This window comes from Silvimonas soli (assembly GCF_030035605.1).
GTDB lineage: Bacteria > Pseudomonadota > Gammaproteobacteria > Burkholderiales > Chitinibacteraceae > Silvimonas > Silvimonas soli.
Genome location: NZ_CP106736.1, coordinates 2078195 through 2099023 on the forward strand (window position 1 = coordinate 2078195; position 20829 = coordinate 2099023).

Here is a 20829-nt window from a genome sequence, read left to right on the forward strand (position 1 = left end):
ATACCAAAAGGGCCGCAAAGACACGGCCCTTTTTCGCTTGCTGGCACCAGCGGAACCATGCCTTATGGTTTTGCCGTATTACTGGTCGATTTGCCCACCACAGTCTCATGCAGGCTGTTGCCTTCGTAGTCCTCCGGTGGATTGCCCATGGCGTCGAACAGGGCAGCGGTGTCGGCCAGGCGCGCTGCTCGTGCCCGCACAAACTGCACGTGCGCACTTTGGTACTGTTGTCCGGCGGTAAGCGTGGCGTAGAACGGCAACGCGCCCAGTTGGTAACGCGCTTGCGTGTTGCTGGACATCTCGCGGGCGGCATTGGCGGCGCGCTGGGTCTGGTTGAGCAGATTAGCGTCTTCCTCCAGCGAAACCAGCGTATCGGCCACATTCTGGAATGCCGACAAAACGGTCTGCCGGTATTGCGCGACGGCGGCTTCGTTGGTGGACTCATATTGATGCTTGCGCGCAACCAGCGCGCCACCGTGAAACAGCGGTTGCGTCAGCGTGGCGCCCACGCTCCAGATCACTCCGGCAGGCGAAGTGAAACTGGACCAGTCAAAGCCGCCGCGCCCATAGGCGGCGGATAATGTCAGCGAAGGAAACATCGATGCCGTCGCAGCTCCGGCTTCATCGGCGGTCAGTCGCACCGCAGCCTCGGCCGCCAGGATATCCGGGCGCTGATGTAACAAGGTGGTCGGCACCGCCAGCGGAACATTGGCAGGCAGATGCAGCTCACTCAACGCCAGCGGTTGCGGCGCCTGGTCCGGCGTGCGGCCCAGCAGCACGGCCTGAGCATGGCGCACGGCCAGCAATTGCTGGCGCAAAGTGGGCAAGGTGGCGGCGGCATTGGCGGCGTCCTGTTCCGCCGACAGCATATCGTCACGCGAAGCACTGCCTAGCTCGAAGCGCGCCGCCATTTGTTGGGCGCGCTGTTCACCCAGCGCCACCAGTTGCGTGGTGGCGTTCAGTTGTTCTTGTAGCGAAGCCGCGTTGATAGTCGCAACCACGATATTGGTCGCCAGCGCGCGGCGGGTGGCTTCCAGCTGGAACGCTTGTTGTTGCACTTGCCCGGCCAGCGCCCGGTCGGCGAGGATGGCAGCGCCGAAGAAGTCAAAGGTGTATGACGCCTGAATCTGCGCGGCGAAGACATTCTCGATAAAGGTTTGCTGGGTCAGTAGCGGAATCAAGGTGCGCTCGCGCGTTGGACTGAAGCCCACATCGACCGTCGGATATAACGAATCGCCAATTTGCGAGCGCAGCGCTTCACGAGCGGCTTGGAGTGTGTGCTGGGCGGCAGCCAGCGACTGATTGTTTTCCAGCCCTTCGGCCACCAGTGCATTCAATGCCTCGGACTGGTACGCCTGCCACCATTCAGGTACCGGTGTTGCACCAATCTCCAGGGTTTGCGCTACGCCATCGGCCATAGGCAATGCTGCGGGCTGACTTGCAGTGACTGGGGCCGCAGAATAGTGCTCGGGAGCAGGCATCACCGGCGGATTACGGTCCGGCCCAAACGCGCCGCAAGCGGCCAGGCTGAGTGCCAGCGTGGCCAGACTAAAACGCTGGATCGAAGACTTGTTCATGGTGTGGTCTCCTGCCGCGCTTCATCGCGTTTGACGCGGAACCACAAGGCGTACAGTGCGGGCAGATAAAACAGTGTGAGGATCGTGGCCACGGTAATGCCGCCCATCAAAGCGGTCGCCATCGGGCCAAAGAAGTTGCTGTGCAGCAGCGGAATCAACGCCAGCACTGCCGCAGCGGCAGTGAGCGTGATCGGCCGGAAGCGCCGCACCGTGGCGCCAATGATGGCGTCAAAACGGTTGTGCCCGGCGCGGATATCCTGCTCGATCTGGTCCACCAGAATCACCGAGTTACGCATGATGATGCCGAACATGGCGATCGTACCCAGCATGGCCACAAAGCCAAACGGCATGCGGAACAACAACAGCGCCAGCACCACGCCAATCAAACCCAGCGGCGCAGTCAGCACCACCATCAACACCCGGCTGAAGCTTTGTAATTGCACCATCAGCAGCACCAGCACCACGATGACCAGAATCGGCATCTGCACATTGATGGAGGCCTGTGCCTTGGCGTTTTCTTCCACCGCGCCGCCGACCTCAATGCGATAACCAATGGGCAGTTGCGCCCGCAAACTGGCCAGTTTGGGATCAATGGCATCGGTCACATTGATGCCTTGCGCTCCGTGTTGCACGTCCGATTGCACGGTAATGGTCGGCTGGCGATCACGCTCCCACACCACCGCGTATTCCAGGCCATAGGTAAAGCGCCCGAGCGCCGCCAGCGGCACGGCGGTGCCATTGCTCGAAGGCAACGCCAGCCGTTCAATTTGCGAGGGATCGATACGGTCATGCTCTGGCGCGCGCAGATCGACGCCTATCAACTGATCGCGTTCACGAAACTGGGTGATGGTGTAACCAGTGAGCGACATTTGCAGATAATTGGCGACATCCTGCGACGACACATTCAGCGCCCGCGCTTTGGTCTGGTCCAGTTCAAAGCGCACAGACCGCTCACCCGGCTCATCCCAGTCAAACTGCACATTCGTGGTATCCGGATTGGCCCGCATCACAGCGGCGACTTGTTCGGCCAACTGGCGCACGGTGGCAATTTCCGGGCCGGTTACCCGGAATTGCACCGGAAACCCAATCGGCGGGCCGTTTTCCAGGCGGCTGATGCGCGAACGAATGGTGGGGAATTCGTTATGCAGGACCGGCTCCAGATCCGCCGCCAGCTTTTCCCGATCCGCAATGGTTTTGGCGGTGATCACCACCTGGGCGAAGTTGGGCTTGGCCAGTTGTTCATCCAGCGGCAGATAAAAACGCGGCGCGCCTGAGCCGACAAAATCGACAAAGTGGTCAATCTCCGGGCGTTTGGCCAGAGTGGCTTCGAAGCGCTGGGTTTCACGCAGGGTGGCGGCAAACGACGCGCCATCCGGCAGGCTCAGATCCACCAGCAGTTCGGTACGGTCAGAACTGGGGAAGAACTGCTGCGGCACCAGCGTGAACGCAGCCATGGCAGCGACAAACAGCGCCAGCGTAATCAGCAACACCAGCCCGCGCCGATCCACACACCAGCCGATCCAGCCGCGCAGCCGTTTGTAAAAGCGCGTGTCGTAAATGTCGTGATGCGCGGCTTGATTGGCATCGTCGTGATGCCCGAAAGCGCGCCGGTTAGGGTGCTCAGACAAAATACGGTAGCCAAATAACGGGATGACCACCACCGCCGCCAGCCACGACAACAGCAGCGCAATGGCCGACACCTCAAAGATTGAACGCGTGTATTCGCCGGTGGCCGATTCGGCCAGCGCAATCGGCAAGAAGCCAGCCACAGTAACCAGCGTTCCGGTCAGCATCGGAAAAGCCGTGCTGGTATAGGCAAATGCGGCGGCGCGCATGCGGTCGTAGCCTTGCTCCAGCTTCACCGCCATCATTTCCACGGCGATGATGGCATCGTCAACCAGCAAACCCAGCGCCAGAATCAGCGTGCCCAGCGATACCTTGTGCAGGCCGATGCCAAACAAGTGCATGAACAAGACCGTGGCCGCGAGCACCAGCGGAATGGAGATCACCACCACCATGCCGGTGCGCAAACCCAGGCTGATCAGGCTGACGACCAGCACAATGCCGATGGCTTCGGCCACGGCTTCAACAAAGTCATCAATCGAGTGCGATACCGCGTGCGGCATGCTGGAGACTTCCACCAGCTTCAGACCTGCTGGCAATAACTCCTGCAAGCGTTTGGTCTTGGCATCCAGCGCTTTACCGAGGGCGATGACGTCCGCAGTCGGCGCCATGGTGATGCCCATGCCCAACGCATTCTGGTTATTGACGCGCATGTATTCGGTGGGCGGATCGGTATAACCGCGCTTGATTTTCGCGATATCGCCCAGCCGGATCACGCGGCCATTTACCCGAATCAAGGTGTCCGCCAGTTGCTCGACACTCTGGAATTGACCGCTCGGCCGCACAAAGACGCGGTCATCTGCGGTAGTGAACACGCCGGCGGCGGCGACCGTGTTCTGTGCGTTAACGGCGTCGGCAATTTGCTGCGGGGTCAGTCCCAGTTTGGCCAGTTGCGCATTGGCGATCTCGACGTAAATCCGCTGTTCCTGGTCAGCAATGAAATCGACCTTGTTTACACCGGGCACGCGCAATAACTCCACGCGCAAACGTTCGGCGTAATCGTGCATCTGCGCAAAGGAGAAACCATCACCCTGCAGCGCATACAGATTGGTGTACACGTCGCCAAATTCATCATCAAAGTACGGCCCTTGCACCCCGGACGGCAGCGTATAGGCGATATCGCCCACTTTCTTGCGCACCTGATACCAGGTGTCCGGCACTTGCGCGGGCGGCGCGGCGTCTTTGATGGTGAAGAACAGCAATGACTCGCCAGGCCGGGAATAACTGTTCAGGAAATCGACATCCGGCGTTTCCTGGAGTTTGCGGGCGATGCGGTCAGTCACTTGTTCCTGCACCTGGCGCGCGGTGGCGCCGGGCCACAGGGTTTTGATGACCATCACCTTGAAGGTAAACGGTGGGTCTTCGGACTGTGCCAGCTTGCTGTAGGACAGCACGCCAAACAGCGTGATCAGCACCAGCAAAAAGGTCACCAGCGCCTGATGTTTGAGCGTCCAGCTGGACAGATTGAATCCTTCCCGGCGGGCGGGAGGCTCAGCGGTCTGCCCGCCATGTGCATCTTCGACCGCCGAGGCAGGTGGCGTATCTGCGGGAACATGCGCCGCCGACTCAGTGGGTGTGGGTTGGCTGGCCGCTGCATGAGCATCGGGAGCAGGCTGATTGGGGTGATCCGGTTGCTGCTCGCTCATTGCGCGGCTCCGGTACCCGCGCCTGGCGCCTTGGTGGTTGCGCCGTCAGCGTCGGCCTCGTTCTGAAACAAGGGGCCGACCGGTTTTACGTGCTGCCCGGCAAAAACAGTGTGCACGCCTGCCAGCACAATTTGCTCGCCATCTTTCAAACCGCTGGTGACCGTTGCGGTGCGCTCGCCATAACTGGCCACTGCCACGGTGCGCAATTCCAGAATGGCGCTGCCCGGCTTGACCACCCACACCGCAGGATCTTTACCTTGATGAAAGATCGCCGTCGCGGGAATCTTGAAGTTGGGGTGGTCGGCCACCGCAACGGAGCTGGCCACACTGTTATCCGCATCGCTCACGCCTGGCGGCAACAGGACCGCGTCGCCTGTCATGCCGATATGCACTTCATCACCAGGATGCAGCAAGGTCAGTTTGACGCGATAAGTACGGCTTTGCGGATCAGCAGCAGGGGAAATCTCGCGCACCCGGGCGTCGTAACGATGGCCGGGTAGCGACGGGAAGGTAACGCTGGCGTTCTGGCGGATTTCAATCCGCGCCAGATCGGTGTCGGCGGCATCCAGCGTGACATCAACATCGCCATCCCAGGCCAGCCCGTAGATAGCCTGGCCAGCGGTCACCACGGCGCCGGTATCGGCGTTCTCACTGGTAATCACGCCATCGTGATCGGCCAGCAGCGAGTTGTATTGCAGGTTGTTTTGCGCCAGCAGCAACTGGGCGGCGGCCTGATCGCGCCCGGCAACGGCGGCGGTGTAATTGTCCTGGCTTTGTTCCAGTTCGTTTTTGGCGATCAGGTTGCGTGCGCTTTGCGCGTGATCCCGATCCAGTTGCTGCTTGGCAAACACCACCTTGTGACTGGCCGCATCCAGCGCCGCCTGAGAACTGGCGACCTGCTTTTGCGCGTCGATGGGATCAAGCCGCGCCAGCACCTGCCCTTTGTGCACCGTATCGCCCAGCCGCACGGAACGTTCGATGACCTTACCGGCCACCCGGAACGACATCACCGTGGTGTAGCGCGACGCCACCTCAACCGGGTAGCGCATTGAATCGCCAGCCACCGCGCCAGCCGCTTGGGGATGCACCGTTTGTGCCACCACCACTGCCACCGGCGCCGCCGGCGCTTGTTCACGCTGACAAGCGCTCAGCCCGAACACGGCGGTAGTCATCAAAGCTAGCGAGCGCCACGGCGCGGGCCAGGCCAGTGCAAGGGATAGTCGGTTTAGCGCGTTCACGACAACTCCTGGAAATCCGGGTTAGTTTTTCATTCGTTGTCGCATCCTAATACATACTTGTATCCGAATACAACTGAGAATTTGGATATCCTGACCCATGTGATAACATCAATATATGACCCGCCAACGCCTTACTCGAGAAGAAAGTCGCGACCAGACGCGCCAGCGGTTGCTGGACGCTGCGCAGCCGCTGATCGCCGAGAAGGGTCTGGTGGCCACCAGCGTGGAAGATATCGCCGATGCGGCCGGTTATACGCGGGGCGCGTTTTATTCAAATTTCGGCAGCAAGAACGATTTGTTTATCGAACTGCTGCGGCGTGATCATCAAAAAGCCAATGACGAATTCGTGGCGGTCTTCACCGACGAAACGCCGGTAGAACAAATCCGTGCCCGTACCCGCGAGATTTACGGCCGTTTGTACCGCGATAACGAATGCTTCATGAACTGGACCGAAGCCCGCATGCTGGCGGCGCGTGATGCCGATTTCGCGACCAAGCTGTCGGCCCTGATGAGCGAGAAGCGGGCGCAGATTGCGCAATTCATCGGCTATTTCTATCAGCGCCTCGGCGTCACTCCACCCACCTCTACCGACGACATGGCGATGGGTCTGATGAGCCTGGTCGAAGGCGTCAAGCTGTTCATGTTGTCCAGCCCAGCCGAAACCAGCGATGCCCAGGCCGAAGCGGTGCTTGGCTTGTTTATAGACTCGATCATGGAACTGGCCTGCCTGCGCGCTCAGTCGGCCACCGCCAACAACAGCGCGCTGTAACCGCCCCGCTCAACGCATCCACCTGCGACGAACGCAAAAAGGTCCACAACCTGGGTTATGGACCTTTCTGTTATCGCTGGCAGTTAGCCCCTCTGCCCGTGTCACCGTAAAAGGCGAAACAAGGCCGCTGCGGCAAAACTCAAACTGCCACTGCCGCCAATGAGTTAAAGCTGCCACCCAGGCCGGACTTGCGGCGACGCATGCGTGCCGCCACCAATGCCACCATCCCCAAGCCGAGCAAGGCATAGGTTTCTGGCTCCGGCACCGGAGTCAAAGTACCCAGAATGCCGTACACGCCCTGCACTGCGCCGTCCTGCAACGTGCCTTTTACTTCAAGCGCGTAGGTATGACCGGCGAGGAACATCTCGGCAGCGGTAAAAGCTGGCTCATTCAACGGCACGCTACCAAAAAATGTGTAGGTGAGTGGATTCCCGCTGGTGATGTCCCACAGCGACAAGGTAGCCGTGGCAATTTTCTGCAGGTTACCTAGCGAGAGCTGGCTGAAGAAAACATTGTCCGCGTAAGAAGTAGGGGTGACGCCAAATTTGATGAAGTCATCAAAAGTGCTCGAGGTGACCGTGTTGTCGATGATGAAATTGGTCGGCGAATGAACAACCCCCAAATCGAGGCTGTTCTGGGCTCTGACTGTCGGGATGGCCAAAGCGCCTGCGGATGCGCCGACGAAGGCAAGGCTTGTTACAAGGTGACGTATTTTCATGAGACTCACTTTTCCTGATTTTAGTGGTGCGATAAGACCGTGAGCTGAACGGGTCTCGCTATGTGCCCAGAGTGAGTTAAAAGCGGTCAGCGCTTCCGGGCAGAAAGCGAGACAAAAACCTCGGGCCAATCTCCCCGTGGCGGTGGTTCGACGAAGTCTTTAGCGCGTGAATCATCGCCCCGTGAGGGTTTTGCGACGTGCAGAGTTCTGTTTCTGGATGCTTGCCTTGAACAACGCCTAGCCTAATTATGTAAGAAATATTCTTTCATACATTTATTGTTAAGCTGAACTTAACCCAAAATTAAATGTAAGTAAATAAACAAGCGTCTCATATTTGCTGCCTTGCAACATATGATTGGTTGACGCTTTGATCGCAACCAATTCACAAATAACTGTTATTTAACAACCATTTAAACTGATTGTCACGTATGACTTTGCTTAATTTTTGTAAGAATAAAGAATTAATAGCAGGAAAACTTACAGCAATGAGTAAGTTAAATGCTTACACTTTATATGCCGTTTGTCGGATTTAATTTAAATAAATGTCACAAAACATAGGAATAACAGTTTTTCACGTAAGGTTAACAATCGGTGAATCAGTAATGAGCGCACAGCGCCAACGCCGCATCCGGGCAGGTTTTCGGCCTGAGTGCCGACAGACACGCTCGCCGGGTAAGCCCCTGTGACGCGGATATCACCCTGATCAAAAACCTGCCGTCCGTACCGTGCCATGCAGATGCATGGGCAAACCCGCCCAAAGTTCTCCTGGAGACCCGTCGTGTCCTCACCGTCCAAACTGCTTTTCCTGCCCGGCGCGTCCGGTATTGCTGCATTTTGGGAGCCACTGGGCACACGGCTGCTACATCCGGCGAGCAGAGAATTTGTGGGCTATCCAGGGTTCGGCGCCATTCCGGCCGACCCGGATATCAAGGGGCTGGATGATCTGGCCACAAGGGTGGTGCAGCGCATTGATCAACCCACTGCGCTAATTGCCCAATCCATGGGTGGGGTTATCGCGATTCTTGCGGCGCTCAAGCGCCCGCAGTTGGTAACGCATCTAGTGCTGACGGTGACTTCAGGCGGGCTGGATACACGCAGGCTGGGTGCAGTGGACTGGCGGGAAGACTTCATCAAGGCCAATCCGCACAGGCCGAACTGGTTTGTCGCTTCCAGGCACGATCTGACGGCCAGGCTGCGGCACATCAGTGCTCCGGTGTTACTGCTGTGGGGTGATGCCGACCCGATCAGCCCGGTGGCAGTGGGACAAAAGCTGGAACAACTGCTGCCCAATGCACAGCTGCATGTTGTGGCGGGCGGCATGCACGATCTGGCGCAGGTACACGCGCAAGAACTGGCACCACTGGTGGATGCCCATTTCGCCAGAGCCTGATCGCGCAGGCTTTATGCTGAGTCCCCGACCCGTTTCAATCTTCAATTGGTGCCGAACGGGCGCAACGCCGGTATTACGGCGGTGTCTGGCCGGTGCTGCGACGGCTCACAAGCCACGCAAACAGTCAGCGCCCCTTGCCGGGCGGCGCGATGCCCGGCCGGTCACCCAGCAAATAGCGCGGGCCATTGCCTTTGCTTGCTGCGATATCTCCCGGGTTGTACAGCGCGCACGACTGCAAAGACAGGCAGCCGCAGCCGATGCAAGCGCCGAGCTGGTCGCGCAACGCGGTCAGGGTGTCGATGCGCTCTTGCAGCCGCCCGCGCCAACCTTGCGCCAGTTCATTCCAGTCGGCTGGTGTTGGCGTGCGTTGCGCTGGCAAGGTAGCCAGAGCGGCGGCGATTTCCTGCAAGCTCAGCCCCACGCCTTGCGCCACCCGGATAAACGCCACCCGGCGCAGTACATCTCGCGAAAACTGCCTTTGCTGACCGGGTAATCGGGTACTGTGGATCAGCCCTTCTTCTTCGTAAAAGCGCAATGCACTGGCGGCTACACCAGAACGTCGGGCTACTTCGCCGATACTGATCAATCCATTTGGCTGCATGGCTAGTCTCTTGCAGGTAGCGGCGACAAAGGGCTGTCGCACCAGCCAACCGCACTGAAGTTAACTTTAACTTTCACAGCATCGGCACACAACCGGGATAAAAACTCAGGATAACTGGCGCGGGTTTTATCCACCGGCCTGGATGGGCGTGGCTGAACAACAACCCCGCGTTGGAAGGGCGCTTGATGTTCGGGCGAAGAACAGCGTCTGCTAAGCCGCTGCCGGTGGCGCAACGGTCTTTTTCGCCGTGTCGCGTTCTTCCTCGGCCTTTATCAACAAGGTGTAGGCGATGTAGTACTTGAAGATGTTGCTGACGTAGGTAACGGTCTCGGCCCCGACTTTTTCTGCGACCACAGTTTCAACATTGTTAAACCATTTATTCGGATCAAGCCCGCGCTGTTTTGCCAAACTGCGCATTTGCTGGATACGGCCAGCACCGGCGTTGTACGAGGCGAAGGCAAATAGTCCTTTGTTGAGCGTGTCCATGGGCTCATTGGCGTAATACTGGTCGATCATGAAGCGGATGTACTTGACCCCGGCGTGCACGTTCGCATCAAGCTTGCGTATGTCCCCCACATTCATCGACTTGCCCGTGGCCGGCATCAGCTGCATGACGCCAATCGCCCCGACATGGCTGCGCGCCTTTTGATCAAGTCTGGACTCCTGGTAGCCCTGCGCCATCATCAAAAGATAGTTCATGTGGTACTGCTTGCCGTACTTGATAAAGATGGGCTTGATGGCCTCAAACCGGCCAAGATCATCATCTTCAAGCGCATTTTTGACGAAGTTCTGCTCGGACAGGTAACGCTTGAAGATCGTGTTGCCAAACGATGTGCCCTGCCCGTGCGTTTTGATAAAGTCATCCAGGCTGGCTTTCAGTTGCGGGCTGTTCTTGCGCATCATCAGCGCGATCTGGCCCCCCGTATTCACCGCAAGCTCCGGGCGCAATTGCAGTTTGGGCAGCACGCGCGCCCACAGTTTGGCCTTGTAGTCGTCAACCACCGTCATTTTGAGTAGCCCGCTGCCGACCATTTCCAGCAGGTCTTCATCCTCAAGCTGCTCGGCGGCAGGGATCAATTTGATTTGCGGGCGCTTTTCCCTGGCGAAGCGCTGGTTAAGCTCCTGCAAGTGTTGCCAGTAACTGGATGATTTGCGCACGTATAAAGACTGGCCAGCCAGGTCTTCGATCTTGCCCAGTTTGGGCGCATCGGGGCCGGTAACGATGATCTCGTTGACGTTCTCGTAGGTCGGCGCAGTGAAGTCGACGTGTTTGAGCCGCTCCGGCGTAATGGTCAGGGCGGCGGCGGCAATGTCGGCCCGTCCGGCCAGCAGCGCCGGAATGATCTGGTCGCGGCGGGTTGGCACAAAGAAGACCATCACCTTGATTTTTTTGGTCTTGAGTTGCGCATTCAGGCTGTCTTCGTAGACTTTCAGCGCCTCATACGTTGCGCCGCGTTGCTTGCCGTTTTCAACCCAGTAATTGGTCTTCGAAGGTACCACCAGTACCCGGATGATGCGCCGCTTGACCATGCCGTCGAGGTCACCGTGATAAACCGGATTTTTGTAGGGCAACTCACCAAAAATGCGCTCTTGACCGGGCGCTGAGGCAGTGGTCGCCGCAGGTGGTGGCGCAGCGAGCGAGAGGCAAGCGGAAAGCGCGCCAGCGATGGCGATCAACCACGCTTTGACCGGCTGGATTGACATGGGGGAGCTCCATTGTCAGCAGAACTGAATGTCTACCGTGACGCCTGGATTTCTTCTTCGAGCCAGCTTTCAAGATAGGTGGCTTGCCGTTGGCGAGGATGCCATATGTCGGCGAATGCCGATGACTGGCGGGTTTGTGGCAGGCGTGCGACTGGCGGCGCACCAGCCATGGGTTGCCCACTTCCGCTGCGATATTGGGTTGCGGACCGCGCGGGCCAGCTGACGTGGAAAAAGGATTCATCCGGTTTTGTTTTAAAAAAAATGTATGGTCCGCCCCGGCTTTGCAATGTATGGTCCGCCCCGGCTTTGCAAGATGGTGTATCCATGACAGAACAGTTTGCCTTAATGTATCCGGCCTCTCGCGAGTGGGCTGTTGTTACAGCCAGGCCATGATGAAATACGCGCGTACGGTTTCTAAATAGCGGTTCGGGCTCAGAACCCGCTTTTTTTGCAAGATTTACCGTGCGCCGTTTGGCTGTTTTGTCATCAATACAGAATCCAGCAAACTGGGAATGGGTCAGGCAATTTCTCCTTCCTGCTGTGGTGTTCGTGTGCTGATCCGGCCGTCACGTAAATAGAGTGTGCCAGGGTGGTTCAGGATCGCCCACACGATTCTGGCCAGTTTGTTGGCCAGTGCCACGACCACCTTGTTCGCATGCATGCGTGCTTCCAGCCCGGCGATCCACTCGCCCAGCCGGTCCTTTGAGCTGTCCAGATGCAGGACACAAGAGCGCGCGCCATGAATGAGTAAACGCCGGATGTAGCTGTTGCCGCGCTTGCTGACACCGAGAAGGGTCGATTTGCCACCGGTGGAGTATTGCGCAGGCACGAGCCCCAGCCAGGCGGCAAGATCTCTGGCCTTATGAAACTGATGACCATCCCCGACGGCCGCCAGAATGGCAGTAGCACCGAGATTACCGATACCGGGAATGCTGGTCAGGCGCCTTGCCATCTCTGAACGGGTTGCAACGGCATTGATGTGTTCGGTGACGTCGTTGATGCGCTGCTCGATCTGCCCCAGCTCATTTGCCAGGTCTCGGAGCATGTCGCGCATGGGAGGCGTGAGATCATTTGTTTCATCAGCCAGCACCTGCGGCAAGCCGAGCTTGAATGCACTGCTACCGGCCCGGATGGGGATGCCAAACTCAAGGCAGAATGCGCGAGCCTGGTTAATTAAGCGAGTCCTGCTGGCAATCAACCGGTCCCGGATCCGATGCCGGGCCTGCAATTCCACTTGCTCCACGGAACGTGCCTGCACAAAACGCATGGTGGGGCGCGTCACGGCTTCGGCAATGGCTGCTGCATCGATCAGGTCATTCTTGTTGGATTTGACATAGGGTTTGACGAACTGGGCCGGGATGATTCTGACTGTATGCCCCATAGATTCAAGTTTCCTGGCAAGCCATTGTGATCCGGGGCAGGCCTCCATGCCGATCAGCGCCGCAGTGGCATTCGAAAAGAAAGTGAAGATGGTGTTACGACTGAGCGTAATGCGCTGAACAGGATGACCCGCAGCGTCCAGACCCACGACATGAAAAGTGGTCTTACCCAGATCGATCCCGTACACGGTTGCGCCAACAGGTTTGTTTCTCATGATCGTCTCCTTGCTGAAAGGTGAAGCCCAATCAAAGTATGTTCCTGCAGAGGGAGGGGCGGACCATTCCATTAGCTCCGGATGAACCACGGCTCAAGTTAGTGAATCACTCCACTCATCGCCAATCGCTAATCATCCAGTGCGCCCATGCTTAGGTTCACGGCGGTTCCGGTCATCCCGCTTGCGCCGTCAGATGCCATAAATGCCGCCACATTTGCCACCTCCGCCAGCACCATGGTCCGGCGCGGGTGGGTCGTACTCGCGAGATAGTTCCCAAACTGCTCCCAACTCATTTCCGCTGCCTTGAATTTGGCATCAAAGACCTCCCTCATTGTTGCTGTCTCGGGAATACCGTGCGGTCGCAGGCTGAGCACCCGGATGCCGTGGCGGGCAAGTTCGCATGACAGATCGCGAGTCAGCGCCTCCTTCGCCGCCTGAGCCGCGCCATAGCCGCCGTTGGTTGGCGTACCACTGCGCGCCGGGATTGCGGTCACCGTCATGATCACGCCCGATTTGTTGGGAATCATGTACCGGGCGGCGATACGGGCGGTCAGGAAATACGACTTCGTATAGCGCGTAATCGGTAGCAGGAAATGCTCGGTATCCATATCGGCCAGCGGTACGCCCAGAATCTCCTTCGGGGCAACGCCGATGGCATTGAACGAGATATCGACACGCCCCGCCTTGGCAATCACCGACTGCATATGCTGCTCCAGCGCCTTCTCATCCAGTGCATCCACCGCAGCTGCTTCGGCAAATCGGTCACTGGCAACGATCTCGCTGGCAAGCGCCTCGACGGGTGCCAGTTGATGGCCGCTCAGAAACACCTTGGCACCTTCGCGCGCAAACGCGCGGGCAACTGCGCCACCGATTGCACCGCCAGCGCCATAAATCACCGCAACTTTATTCTTCAGCATTGCAAACTCCTTTCCATTCAAGGGTTGTGACCGACGACCGAGCGCACCCGCATCTGGCTGCCGCTTTCACAATCCGCATGTGGATAGTTGGCGCCGTCGACCGTATAGACACCGCGACATGCCAGAACTGGGCGGTGCCGTAGCAGAAGTTTTCTCTGCAACGCGATGGGCTATAACAGGACAGGACCGCGACAAGGAACGGGCATGCAGAATGGCAAGACGCTGGCAAAAGACGACGCGACCGCCGAACTGCTCCTAAAAGCGCGAGCGGGCGATGGTGATGCGTTCGGCACATTAACCGGCCCGCATCACCGGGAACTGCGCGTGCATTGCTACCGGATGCTCGGATCATTTCAGGATTCCGAAGACGCTATGCAAGAAACGCTGGTGGCTGCGTGGCAAGGCCTGAGCGGATTCGAGGGGCGTTCGTCACTGCGCACCTGGCTCTACCGGATTGCCACCAACAGGTGCCTCAATGTGCTGCGCGCGGCCAGTCGACGTCCGCCCAAAGAATGGGATGTGCCCGGCGTGGCGCGGCCTGAACCCACGCGGCTGGGCGAAGTGGTCTGGCTCGAACCCATCCCGGACGCCGAGCTTGAGGAAACAACCGGCGTGATCCTTGGTCCGGAGGCCCGCTACGAGCAGAGCGAATCCATTTCGCTGGCCTTTGTGACAGCCCTGCAGTTGCTGCCGCCGCGCCAGATTGCGGTCTTGATCTTGCGCGACGTCCTCGGATTTCAGGCAGATGAGGTCGCCCAGATGCTGGATGCCACCATCGAATCGACCAACAGTGCGCTCAAGCGGGCCCGATCCAGCTTGCAGCGCCGCTGGGCTCCACCTGCGGATAGCCAACTGCCGCCCGCCCCGAATTCATCCGCCGAGAATGCGGTGGTGGCGAAATTCGTCAGTGCCTACGAGGCCGCCGATCTGGACGCGCTGGTTGCAATGCTGACCGACGATGCGTTCATTTCGATGCCGCCGATGCCTTTCGAATATCTGGGCCGCGCCGATGCAGCCCGCTTCTGCGCCGCGATATTCGGTGCGGGGCGGCGCTTCCAGCTCGTACCGACGCGGGCCAACGGTCAGCCAGCGTTCGGTCTTTATCTGCCCACGCCCACGGGCATTCAGCCGGGGGTCGGCCTGTTCGTCCTGACGCTTGCGGGTGAGCAGATCCAGGCGATAACCCGCTTTGAAAGCAGCGTACTGCCGTGGTTTGGGCTGCCGCCGTCGCACCCGGCGCGTTAGTTAGCGCAGCCTGCCGGGAAGGCATGAAACGATAGCCATGAGCGGCGATCCTGATGGCCCGCATGCGTATCTCCACAGCCAATGACCTAAGCAAAGAATGCCTTGCATTCAAGTTAACTTGAACTTTCATACTGGCCGCATCTCAACTGGAGACGGCCATGACAACACCACAAACCGCAACGACCCAAACCTTGTTTCGCTTGCTGGATGCCAATCGCGGTTGGCTGGCGGCACGCGGCACCAGCAATCACCTACCGATGGCGCTGGCCGCGCTTTACCGACTGGGGGCCGATGCAGCGCAACTCGAATCTTTCAACGCCAGACATATCGCACGCCTGCCGTTTCTGGAAATGGAAACCGGACAGCCAGTTAACGGCTGGCGCGAACATTTAAATCAACCGGGCCGGTTTTTGTCGGTCAGCTTGTACTTTGAACAACGGCTGGCTCGCGAAGGTGCCGCGGTCGTCATGGCAGAAGTTTTTGGCAGCCTGCCCTTCGCCCCTGCTACCGTCGCTTTTCACGCCATTATCCGCATTGCACACGGACTGGACGTCGGACATACCGGCGAAATTGCGGCGGGCCTCGCGACCTACGTCAGGGACTATCTGCCGATCAATGCGGGCGCCTTACCTGCTGCGCGTTCCGCGAACGTCAATCTGCAGCTGGCCGAGATGTCCGGACCATTGCGCGAGCTCAAGCCCGAAGGCCGGATGATCACCAGCAAAGTGCAGGGGGTGGCAGCAGACCGGCGCTTTATCGACACGCTCACCGTTGCGCCCGACAGCAGCCAATTGATGCAGGAAATGGCGCATGCCGCTATCGCCATCTACGCTTGCACGCGTGACTTTACCGCCTTGCATCTGGTGACCAGCACCCACGCGCTGCGCGTGATTTGCGATCATCTCCCCCCGCCGACTGCCCGCAGTTTGTTACCCGCTGCCTGGATTGCCTTCTGCGCAGCCTGGGCGACGTTTGGCGCACCCGCAGTGCCTGAAGTGGTCGCAGATGACCAGTTCGCGCTGCCCACATGGCCCGAGCTGTTTGCCCAAGTGATCGGGCAAACCGATGACCACGTGATCAAATTGACGTGGTCTGCCTGGGCTGAAGACCAGGCGCATCCATCCCCGTGGTATCAGTTAGCCGTCGCACGAACGCTCGCGCCACCCAAAGCGTCTGGCATTGACTCAACGTCTGTGCAGCGCGCGCTGGATGTTGATCTGTGCAAGTAAAGGGCTTGGGCATTAGCCCTTCACCGGGCTGATCCACCCTCTTTGCTGATGGGTACGAATTACCCGGCTGCGGCCGTGGACCGGCGCACCGGCTCCTGACCACGGCCATATTGTCGCGGCGAACAGCCCATTACCCGCTTGAATGCGGTGCTGAAAGCACTATCGGATTCGTAGCCCAGCGACAGCGCAATGGTGGATACCGCTTCGCGTGAATTCAACAGCCGGTCGCCCGCCAGCAACATGCGCCAACGAGTCAGGTATTCCATGGGCGCTTCGCCGACCGTCTCTTTGAAGCGCAGCGCAAAGGTTGAGCGGGACATGCCCGCATGTCCGGCCAGTTCTTGCAACGTCCAGCGATGCGCCGGGTCGGTATGCAGGGCGTTGATGGCGGCACTCATTTGTTTGTCGGCCAGCGCGAACAGCCAACCAACGCCGCCGCTGACCCCTTCGGCCAGATACAGGCGCAATGCCTGGACCAGCAGCATGCTGGCCAGATGCTGGGCCACCAAAAAGCCGCCAGGTTGGCGCTCACGCAACTCCAGCCGCATCCGTTCCAGCGACCAGCGCAAGGCCGCCCTGTCCGACTCTTTGCGGATATGCACGATAGATGGCAACACACCCAGCAGCAGGCTGGCATGGTTCGCCGCGAGGGCGAAGTGCCCGCCCACCCCGAGGAAATCCCGACCGCCGTTCCACGACACAATGTTGCCGTTGCGCGTGGCTGGCGTAATGGTACTGGCATCAATTGAAGGCAAGCTCAAATCACTCGCCAAACGGAAAGGCCGCCCACGCGGCAGCAAAAAGCAGTCGCCAGCAGTCAGCAATACCGGCTCGGCTTCGCCATCAAGCGCCAGCCAGCATTGGCCCGAAACCACGGCATAACACTTGATGCCCTCGTAGGCGGAGAACCGGATAGACCAGTCTCCGCCCATCTCAAAGCCACCTGATGCATAGCTGCGCAATTTCAGTAAAGACAACACATCTGATAACGCATCCATGATAAACCCGGACGATCACAAAGAAAAAACGGACTCTATCTTATGGACCGTATTTCTTCAACGGCCTATCTTGCCCATACGCGACTGCCTTGGCAGTCATCCATTTGTGCATAAGAGGGGTTATTTCATGCGTGTATTCGTGACAGGAGCTACTGGGTTTGTTGGCTCTGCCGTGGTACGGGAGCTGATCGGCGCAGGCCATCAGGTGTTGGGGCTGGCGCGCAGCGATGCTGCGGCACAGTCGCTGGGCGCAGCGGGAGCTCAGGTGCATCGTGGCGACTTGCAAGATCTGGACAGCCTGCGCAGCGGGGCGGCGGCCGCCGAGGGCGTGATCCACACCGGTTTCATTCATGATTTCCATAACTTCAAAGCCGTCTGCGAGATCGAGCGGCACGCCATTGAAGCACTAGGCGCAGCACTGGTAGGTTCTGAGCGTCGTTTGATCGTAACCTCCGGCACCTTGCTACTTTCGCCGGGCCGCCTTGCTACCGAAGACACCGTGCTGGCCATGACCTCCAGAGAGATGCCTCGCGTTGCCACGGAAGAAGCTGCCCAGGCGCTCACAGCACAGGGCGTCAATGTAGCGGGCGTACGTCTTTCGCCTTCGGTGCACGGGGACACTGACCACGGGTTTGTCCCCATGCTGATCAATATCGCCCGCGAAAAAGGCGTGTCGGCCTATGTGGGTGACGGGCTGAATCGCTGGACTGCGGTACATCGGCTGGATGCAGCACGCCTTTACCGTCTCGCACTTGAAAAAGGCACTCCCGGGGCGAGGTATCACGGCGTTGATGAGCAAGAAATTGCGTTCCGGGACATCGCAGAAGTCATCGGCAAACGTCTGAACGTGCCGGTAGTCAGCAAGTCGCCAGGCGAAGCCGCGGAGCACTTTGGCTGGCTTGCCGCGTTCGCCCAAATCGACGGGCCTGCCTCTAGCGAGCGGACTCGAGAGCAACTGGGTTGGCAGCCAGCGCAGCCTAGGTTGCTGGCCGACCTGCAGCAATCAGAGCACTACTTCAAAATCTGAGTCTGGCAAAAGCGTGGAAAAGAGCGCCATCGTCATGGGTTAAAGCGCTGGCGTAACTAGCAGAGCGCTGCTTACCCGCGCCATGACATAGGTCATATCCGATTGCGAGGGAGAGACAAAAAAACAACGGGCAACCCGCGTATTTATGCCAACGCCATTAAAAGCCTGCATTGCGTTTGCTTCAGGCGGCATAACTAGTGAATGATTGATCTCTTGTGGCTGGTTAGGGGAGGCCACACTCGCGCACCAGGCCAGGCATAAATTTGCGCATCGGCCCGGTCAAATCAGCCAGGCCGTGCGCCTGCTGGTGCGCTCTTCGCAGTCAAAAATATTAAGCCCGGACTGAGTCTGGCATTGAATAAAACAAAAACATGGATGCAGTCAGCAGCTATTCGAGAAGCCCGGAACTGGATCAAGGCCGGGCGGCCAGTTGCCCCGCGCGCTGGCGCGTTGCGGTACTTGAGGAAAGCCGCAAACATCTTGGGCGCACCGTGAACGTCTCGCTCTTTGGCATTTCGGTACACGGCGAACACACGATGCAACCCGGCAGCTTCAACGAACTTTACCTGGAAATTCCGCCCCAGGTACCCGCTGCCATGGGTGGCCAACCCTTGGTGCTCCGGTTCAAGGCGCGGGTAATCCATACCGTTCACGACTCTGCCGCTCGTTGCTTCAGGATCGGCATGGAGTTTGTTGACGTCGACAGAGCAGTTGAAACGCAACTGGCAGATGAACTTGTCAGACGGTATCCGGCATATGCGCGTGCCATAAGGATGTGAAATCCGGAAGCGGGCTGGTGCCTGGAAAAATGTGGGGGGGAACGCATGGATGGCAGGCGTTCTTCAAAACCGGGGTGCCCGTGATGTGGTTTTTCTGTTTCAAGCAAGCCGCTTGAATCCAGATTGACCGATACAATCACCTGTTCAAATATTGCATGCCGCAAAACAGCGCCAGCGCTCCCCACACCCACCACTGGGCCGACCCATGCTGCACCCACTTCCGGCTGCGGGCGCGCCACGGTGTTTCAACATAGCGATGCAATACGACAGCCGCACCCAAGGTGACGGCCAGGAAGACGAGATATACGACTAATGCTTCGGCCAGATATAGATGCGGCAAATTGGTGCCATCATCCTGAATACGTTGCGGCAAGCCGTAAAATAACGCGAGCAAGAACAGATTCAGCACAAAGGCATGCACCATATAGATGGCATAAGAGTGCTCGCCCAGCCATTGCAGCGCACGCGCGCGCAACACGCGTTGAAACGCGCCAGGGCGGCCGCAGACAATGCCAAGAATCAGCAACCCGGATAAAGGGAAGATCGCCACATCGTTGCGCACGCTATGGTTAAACTGCAGAAACGCCAGCAATAACGCCAAGGCCAGCCACGGCGTAAAGGCGGGTAAAACCGGCGCCCGCGCCTGCACCAGCGCGGCAATCAGGCAGCCCAGAAAGAATCCGGCCACGCACCACACCAGGTTGACGTAATCCGCGCCAACCTTTGCCCACATCATGTACATCGCGCCGAGCGCCAGCGCGGCACATACCCAAAGCTTGAAGCGCGGTAACAGGCACACCACGCCCGCAAACAGCAGGTAAGTATAAAACTCCACGCTGATCGACCATGCTGGCCCATTAAAAGTGAAGCCGGCGTTATTCGGGCCAATGGCCTGGATCAGCAACAGTTGCTGGAAGAATGCGTGCCAAGTGTTGGCGACAAATGGATCGCCCAGGTTGTAGCCCATCTGCAGCAACGGATATTTAAGGAATTCCATCAGCAGAAATGCGGCCAACATCACCAGATGTACCGGGTATAAACGCCCCAGCCGCAAAAACTGAAAGCGCAATACGGCGCCTCCCGATTGCAGTTTCTGGCCATACGCGGTGTACATCACAAAGCCGGACAACACAAAAAACAACTGCACCATCAGCGCGCCATTGCGGATGATCGCTACGTCATGCAACCAGCTATTCCAGCCCGGAATATGGAACAGCACTACCAGCAACGCCGCCAGCCCGCGCAGGCTTTCAAGTTCCGCGTAGCGGGTCACTCCAGCGGGAGCAGAGGGCAATGAGGACATGACGATGGCAGCAGCGCGGAAGGGGTCTGGATCGTAACTGAAGCCCTACTGCGCCGCAACATTGCACCTGATTTGTGTCGTGGCGGGCGGCGAGATAAGGGCGGCGGGCGTTTTGATAGATTTCTGACAGCCGTGGAAATCATCCAGCGGACCACGGACTCAATATGAGCCAGTGAATCGCACACCTGCCGGATATGCAAACCGAAAACAAAAAGGCCACTCCGCAGAGTGGACCAAGTGCTTGTATTTAATTGGTGTTAAAACTCCGTGCGGGCGTGGCCCAAAACGCAATCCAGCACGGCATTTCCTTATCTATGAATGTTTACCATGTTAGGAGTTAAAGATTAGGTGCTGCAGGTAGCTGAATGGTGGCTTGCCTTTGGCCGGTTGTTCTACGCCAAACCATTCCTGGCTCACTCCAAGCCCAGTACTAAAAGTCCTGTTCACTCGATATTCTCGTAATCAATCCTG

At 58.4% G+C, this 20829-nt stretch carries 16 protein-coding genes; 6 read left to right on the forward strand and 10 right to left on the reverse strand.

What is annotated here, in order from left to right:
• Window positions 1-62: 62 nt before the first annotated feature.
• The 3 genes from N7220_RS09555 to N7220_RS09565 are packed head-to-tail and all read right to left on the reverse strand — an operon-like array spanning window position 63 to window position 6084.
• Window positions 63-1577 (reverse strand): efflux transporter outer membrane subunit, encoded by a 1515-nt coding sequence (locus tag N7220_RS09555; RefSeq protein ID WP_283151223.1) that lies wholly within the window; start codon window positions 1575-1577, stop codon window positions 63-65.
• Window positions 1574-4846 (reverse strand): efflux RND transporter permease subunit, encoded by a 3273-nt coding sequence (locus N7220_RS09560; RefSeq protein WP_283151224.1) that lies wholly within the window; start codon window positions 4844-4846, stop codon window positions 1574-1576. Before N7220_RS09560 ends, N7220_RS09555 begins: the two co-directional genes overlap by 4 nt.
• A complete protein-coding gene (locus N7220_RS09565) occupies window positions 4843-6084 on the reverse strand; it encodes an efflux RND transporter periplasmic adaptor subunit (RefSeq protein WP_283151225.1) in 1242 nt (413 codons plus the stop codon). The genes N7220_RS09560 and N7220_RS09565 overlap by 4 nt, the downstream gene beginning before the upstream one ends.
• 115 nt (window positions 6085-6199) lie before the next feature.
• Here N7220_RS09565 and N7220_RS09570 point away from each other — a divergent pair, with 115 nt between their 5' ends.
• Window positions 6200-6853, forward strand: a complete 654-nt coding sequence (locus tag N7220_RS09570; protein ID WP_283151226.1) for a TetR/AcrR family transcriptional regulator — start codon at window positions 6200-6202, stop codon at window positions 6851-6853.
• A 139-nt stretch (window positions 6854-6992) separates the two neighbouring features.
• Here the strand turns inward: N7220_RS09570 and N7220_RS09575 are convergent, their stop codons facing one another.
• Window positions 6993-7571 carry an FxDxF family PEP-CTERM protein gene (locus tag N7220_RS09575; RefSeq protein WP_283151227.1) on the reverse strand — a complete coding sequence of 193 codons (579 nt, stop codon included), beginning with the start codon at window positions 7569-7571 and terminating at the stop codon, window positions 6993-6995.
• 778 nt (window positions 7572-8349) lie between these two features.
• Here N7220_RS09575 and N7220_RS09580 point away from each other — a divergent pair.
• Window positions 8350-8961, forward strand: coding sequence for an alpha/beta fold hydrolase (locus N7220_RS09580; protein WP_283151228.1), 612 nt, complete (start codon window positions 8350-8352; stop codon window positions 8959-8961).
• A gap of 124 nt (window positions 8962-9085) precedes the next feature.
• On the opposite strand, the gene soxR is transcribed toward N7220_RS09580, so the two are convergent.
• The 4 genes from soxR to N7220_RS09600 all read right to left on the reverse strand — a co-directional run bounded on the left by soxR (window position 9086) and on the right by N7220_RS09600 (window position 13777).
• A complete protein-coding gene (gene soxR, locus N7220_RS09585) occupies window positions 9086-9562 on the reverse strand; it encodes a redox-sensitive transcriptional activator SoxR (RefSeq protein WP_283151229.1) in 477 nt (158 codons plus the stop codon).
• Between the two features lie 210 nt (window positions 9563-9772).
• Window positions 9773-11266, reverse strand: a complete 1494-nt coding sequence (locus N7220_RS09590; RefSeq protein ID WP_283151230.1) for an MltF family protein — start codon at window positions 11264-11266, stop codon at window positions 9773-9775.
• A 517-nt stretch (window positions 11267-11783) separates the two neighbouring features.
• The gene (locus tag N7220_RS09595; RefSeq protein ID WP_283151231.1) at window positions 11784-12860 is read right to left on the reverse strand and encodes an IS110 family RNA-guided transposase; all 1077 of its coding nucleotides are present in this window, start codon (window positions 12858-12860) and stop codon (window positions 11784-11786) included.
• A gap of 128 nt (window positions 12861-12988) precedes the next feature.
• A complete protein-coding gene (locus N7220_RS09600; protein ID WP_283151232.1) occupies window positions 12989-13777 on the reverse strand; it encodes an SDR family NAD(P)-dependent oxidoreductase in 789 nt (262 codons plus the stop codon).
• A gap of 204 nt (window positions 13778-13981) precedes the next feature.
• Between N7220_RS09600 and N7220_RS09605 the strand changes: the two genes are divergently transcribed.
• Together N7220_RS09605 and N7220_RS09610 are read left to right on the forward strand one after the other, a co-directional pair.
• Window positions 13982-15022 (forward strand): sigma-70 family RNA polymerase sigma factor, encoded by a 1041-nt coding sequence (locus N7220_RS09605; RefSeq protein WP_283151233.1) that lies wholly within the window; start codon window positions 13982-13984, stop codon window positions 15020-15022.
• Between the two features lie 158 nt (window positions 15023-15180).
• Window positions 15181-16251, forward strand: a complete 1071-nt coding sequence (locus tag N7220_RS09610) for a questin oxidase family protein (RefSeq protein ID WP_283151234.1) — start codon at window positions 15181-15183, stop codon at window positions 16249-16251.
• A gap of 59 nt (window positions 16252-16310) precedes the next feature.
• On the opposite strand, the gene N7220_RS09615 is transcribed toward N7220_RS09610, so the two are convergent.
• Window positions 16311-17249: an AraC family transcriptional regulator gene (locus tag N7220_RS09615; RefSeq protein ID WP_283151235.1), complete on the reverse strand. Its 939-nt coding sequence runs from the start codon at window positions 17247-17249 to the stop codon at window positions 16311-16313.
• A gap of 127 nt (window positions 17250-17376) precedes the next feature.
• Here N7220_RS09615 and N7220_RS09620 point away from each other — a divergent pair, with 127 nt between their 5' ends.
• On the forward strand, window positions 17377-18276 hold the full coding sequence (locus N7220_RS09620; RefSeq protein ID WP_283151236.1) for an SDR family oxidoreductase: 900 nt from the start codon (window positions 17377-17379) through the stop codon (window positions 18274-18276).
• Between the two features lie 371 nt (window positions 18277-18647).
• A complete protein-coding gene (locus tag N7220_RS09625) occupies window positions 18648-19055 on the forward strand; it encodes a PilZ domain-containing protein (RefSeq protein WP_283151237.1) in 408 nt (135 codons plus the stop codon).
• 136 nt (window positions 19056-19191) lie between these two features.
• Here the strand turns inward: N7220_RS09625 and N7220_RS09630 are convergent, their stop codons facing one another.
• Window positions 19192-20358, reverse strand: coding sequence for an acyltransferase family protein (locus N7220_RS09630; protein ID WP_283151238.1), 1167 nt, complete (start codon window positions 20356-20358; stop codon window positions 19192-19194).
• Between the last annotated feature and the right edge of the window lie 471 nt (window positions 20359-20829).

Coding starts and splice junctions, on each gene's coding strand:
- N7220_RS09555 (WP_283151223.1), bottom strand. CDS start 1,577: ATGAACAAGTCTTCGATCCAGCGTTTTAGTCTGGCCACGCTGGCACTC.
- N7220_RS09560 (WP_283151224.1), bottom strand. CDS start 4,846: ATGAGCGAGCAGCAACCGGATCACCCCAATCAGCCTGCTCCCGATGCT.
- N7220_RS09570 (WP_283151226.1), top strand. CDS start 6,200: ATGACCCGCCAACGCCTTACTCGAGAAGAAAGTCGCGACCAGACGCGC.
- N7220_RS09575 (WP_283151227.1), bottom strand. CDS start 7,571: ATGAAAATACGTCACCTTGTAACAAGCCTTGCCTTCGTCGGCGCATCC.
- soxR (WP_283151229.1), bottom strand. CDS start 9,562: ATGCAGCCAAATGGATTGATCAGTATCGGCGAAGTAGCCCGACGTTCT.
- N7220_RS09590 (WP_283151230.1), bottom strand. CDS start 11,266: ATGTCAATCCAGCCGGTCAAAGCGTGGTTGATCGCCATCGCTGGCGCG.
- N7220_RS09595 (WP_283151231.1), bottom strand. CDS start 12,860: ATGAGAAACAAACCTGTTGGCGCAACCGTGTACGGGATCGATCTGGGT.
- N7220_RS09600 (WP_283151232.1), bottom strand. CDS start 13,777: ATGCTGAAGAATAAAGTTGCGGTGATTTATGGCGCTGGCGGTGCAATC.
- N7220_RS09605 (WP_283151233.1), top strand. CDS start 13,982: ATGCAGAATGGCAAGACGCTGGCAAAAGACGACGCGACCGCCGAACTG.
- N7220_RS09610 (WP_283151234.1), top strand. CDS start 15,181: ATGACAACACCACAAACCGCAACGACCCAAACCTTGTTTCGCTTGCTG.
- N7220_RS09615 (WP_283151235.1), bottom strand. CDS start 17,249: ATGGATGCGTTATCAGATGTGTTGTCTTTACTGAAATTGCGCAGCTAT.
- N7220_RS09620 (WP_283151236.1), top strand. CDS start 17,377: ATGCGTGTATTCGTGACAGGAGCTACTGGGTTTGTTGGCTCTGCCGTG.
- N7220_RS09625 (WP_283151237.1), top strand. CDS start 18,648: ATGGATGCAGTCAGCAGCTATTCGAGAAGCCCGGAACTGGATCAAGGC.
- N7220_RS09630 (WP_283151238.1), bottom strand. CDS start 20,358: ATGTCCTCATTGCCCTCTGCTCCCGCTGGAGTGACCCGCTACGCGGAA.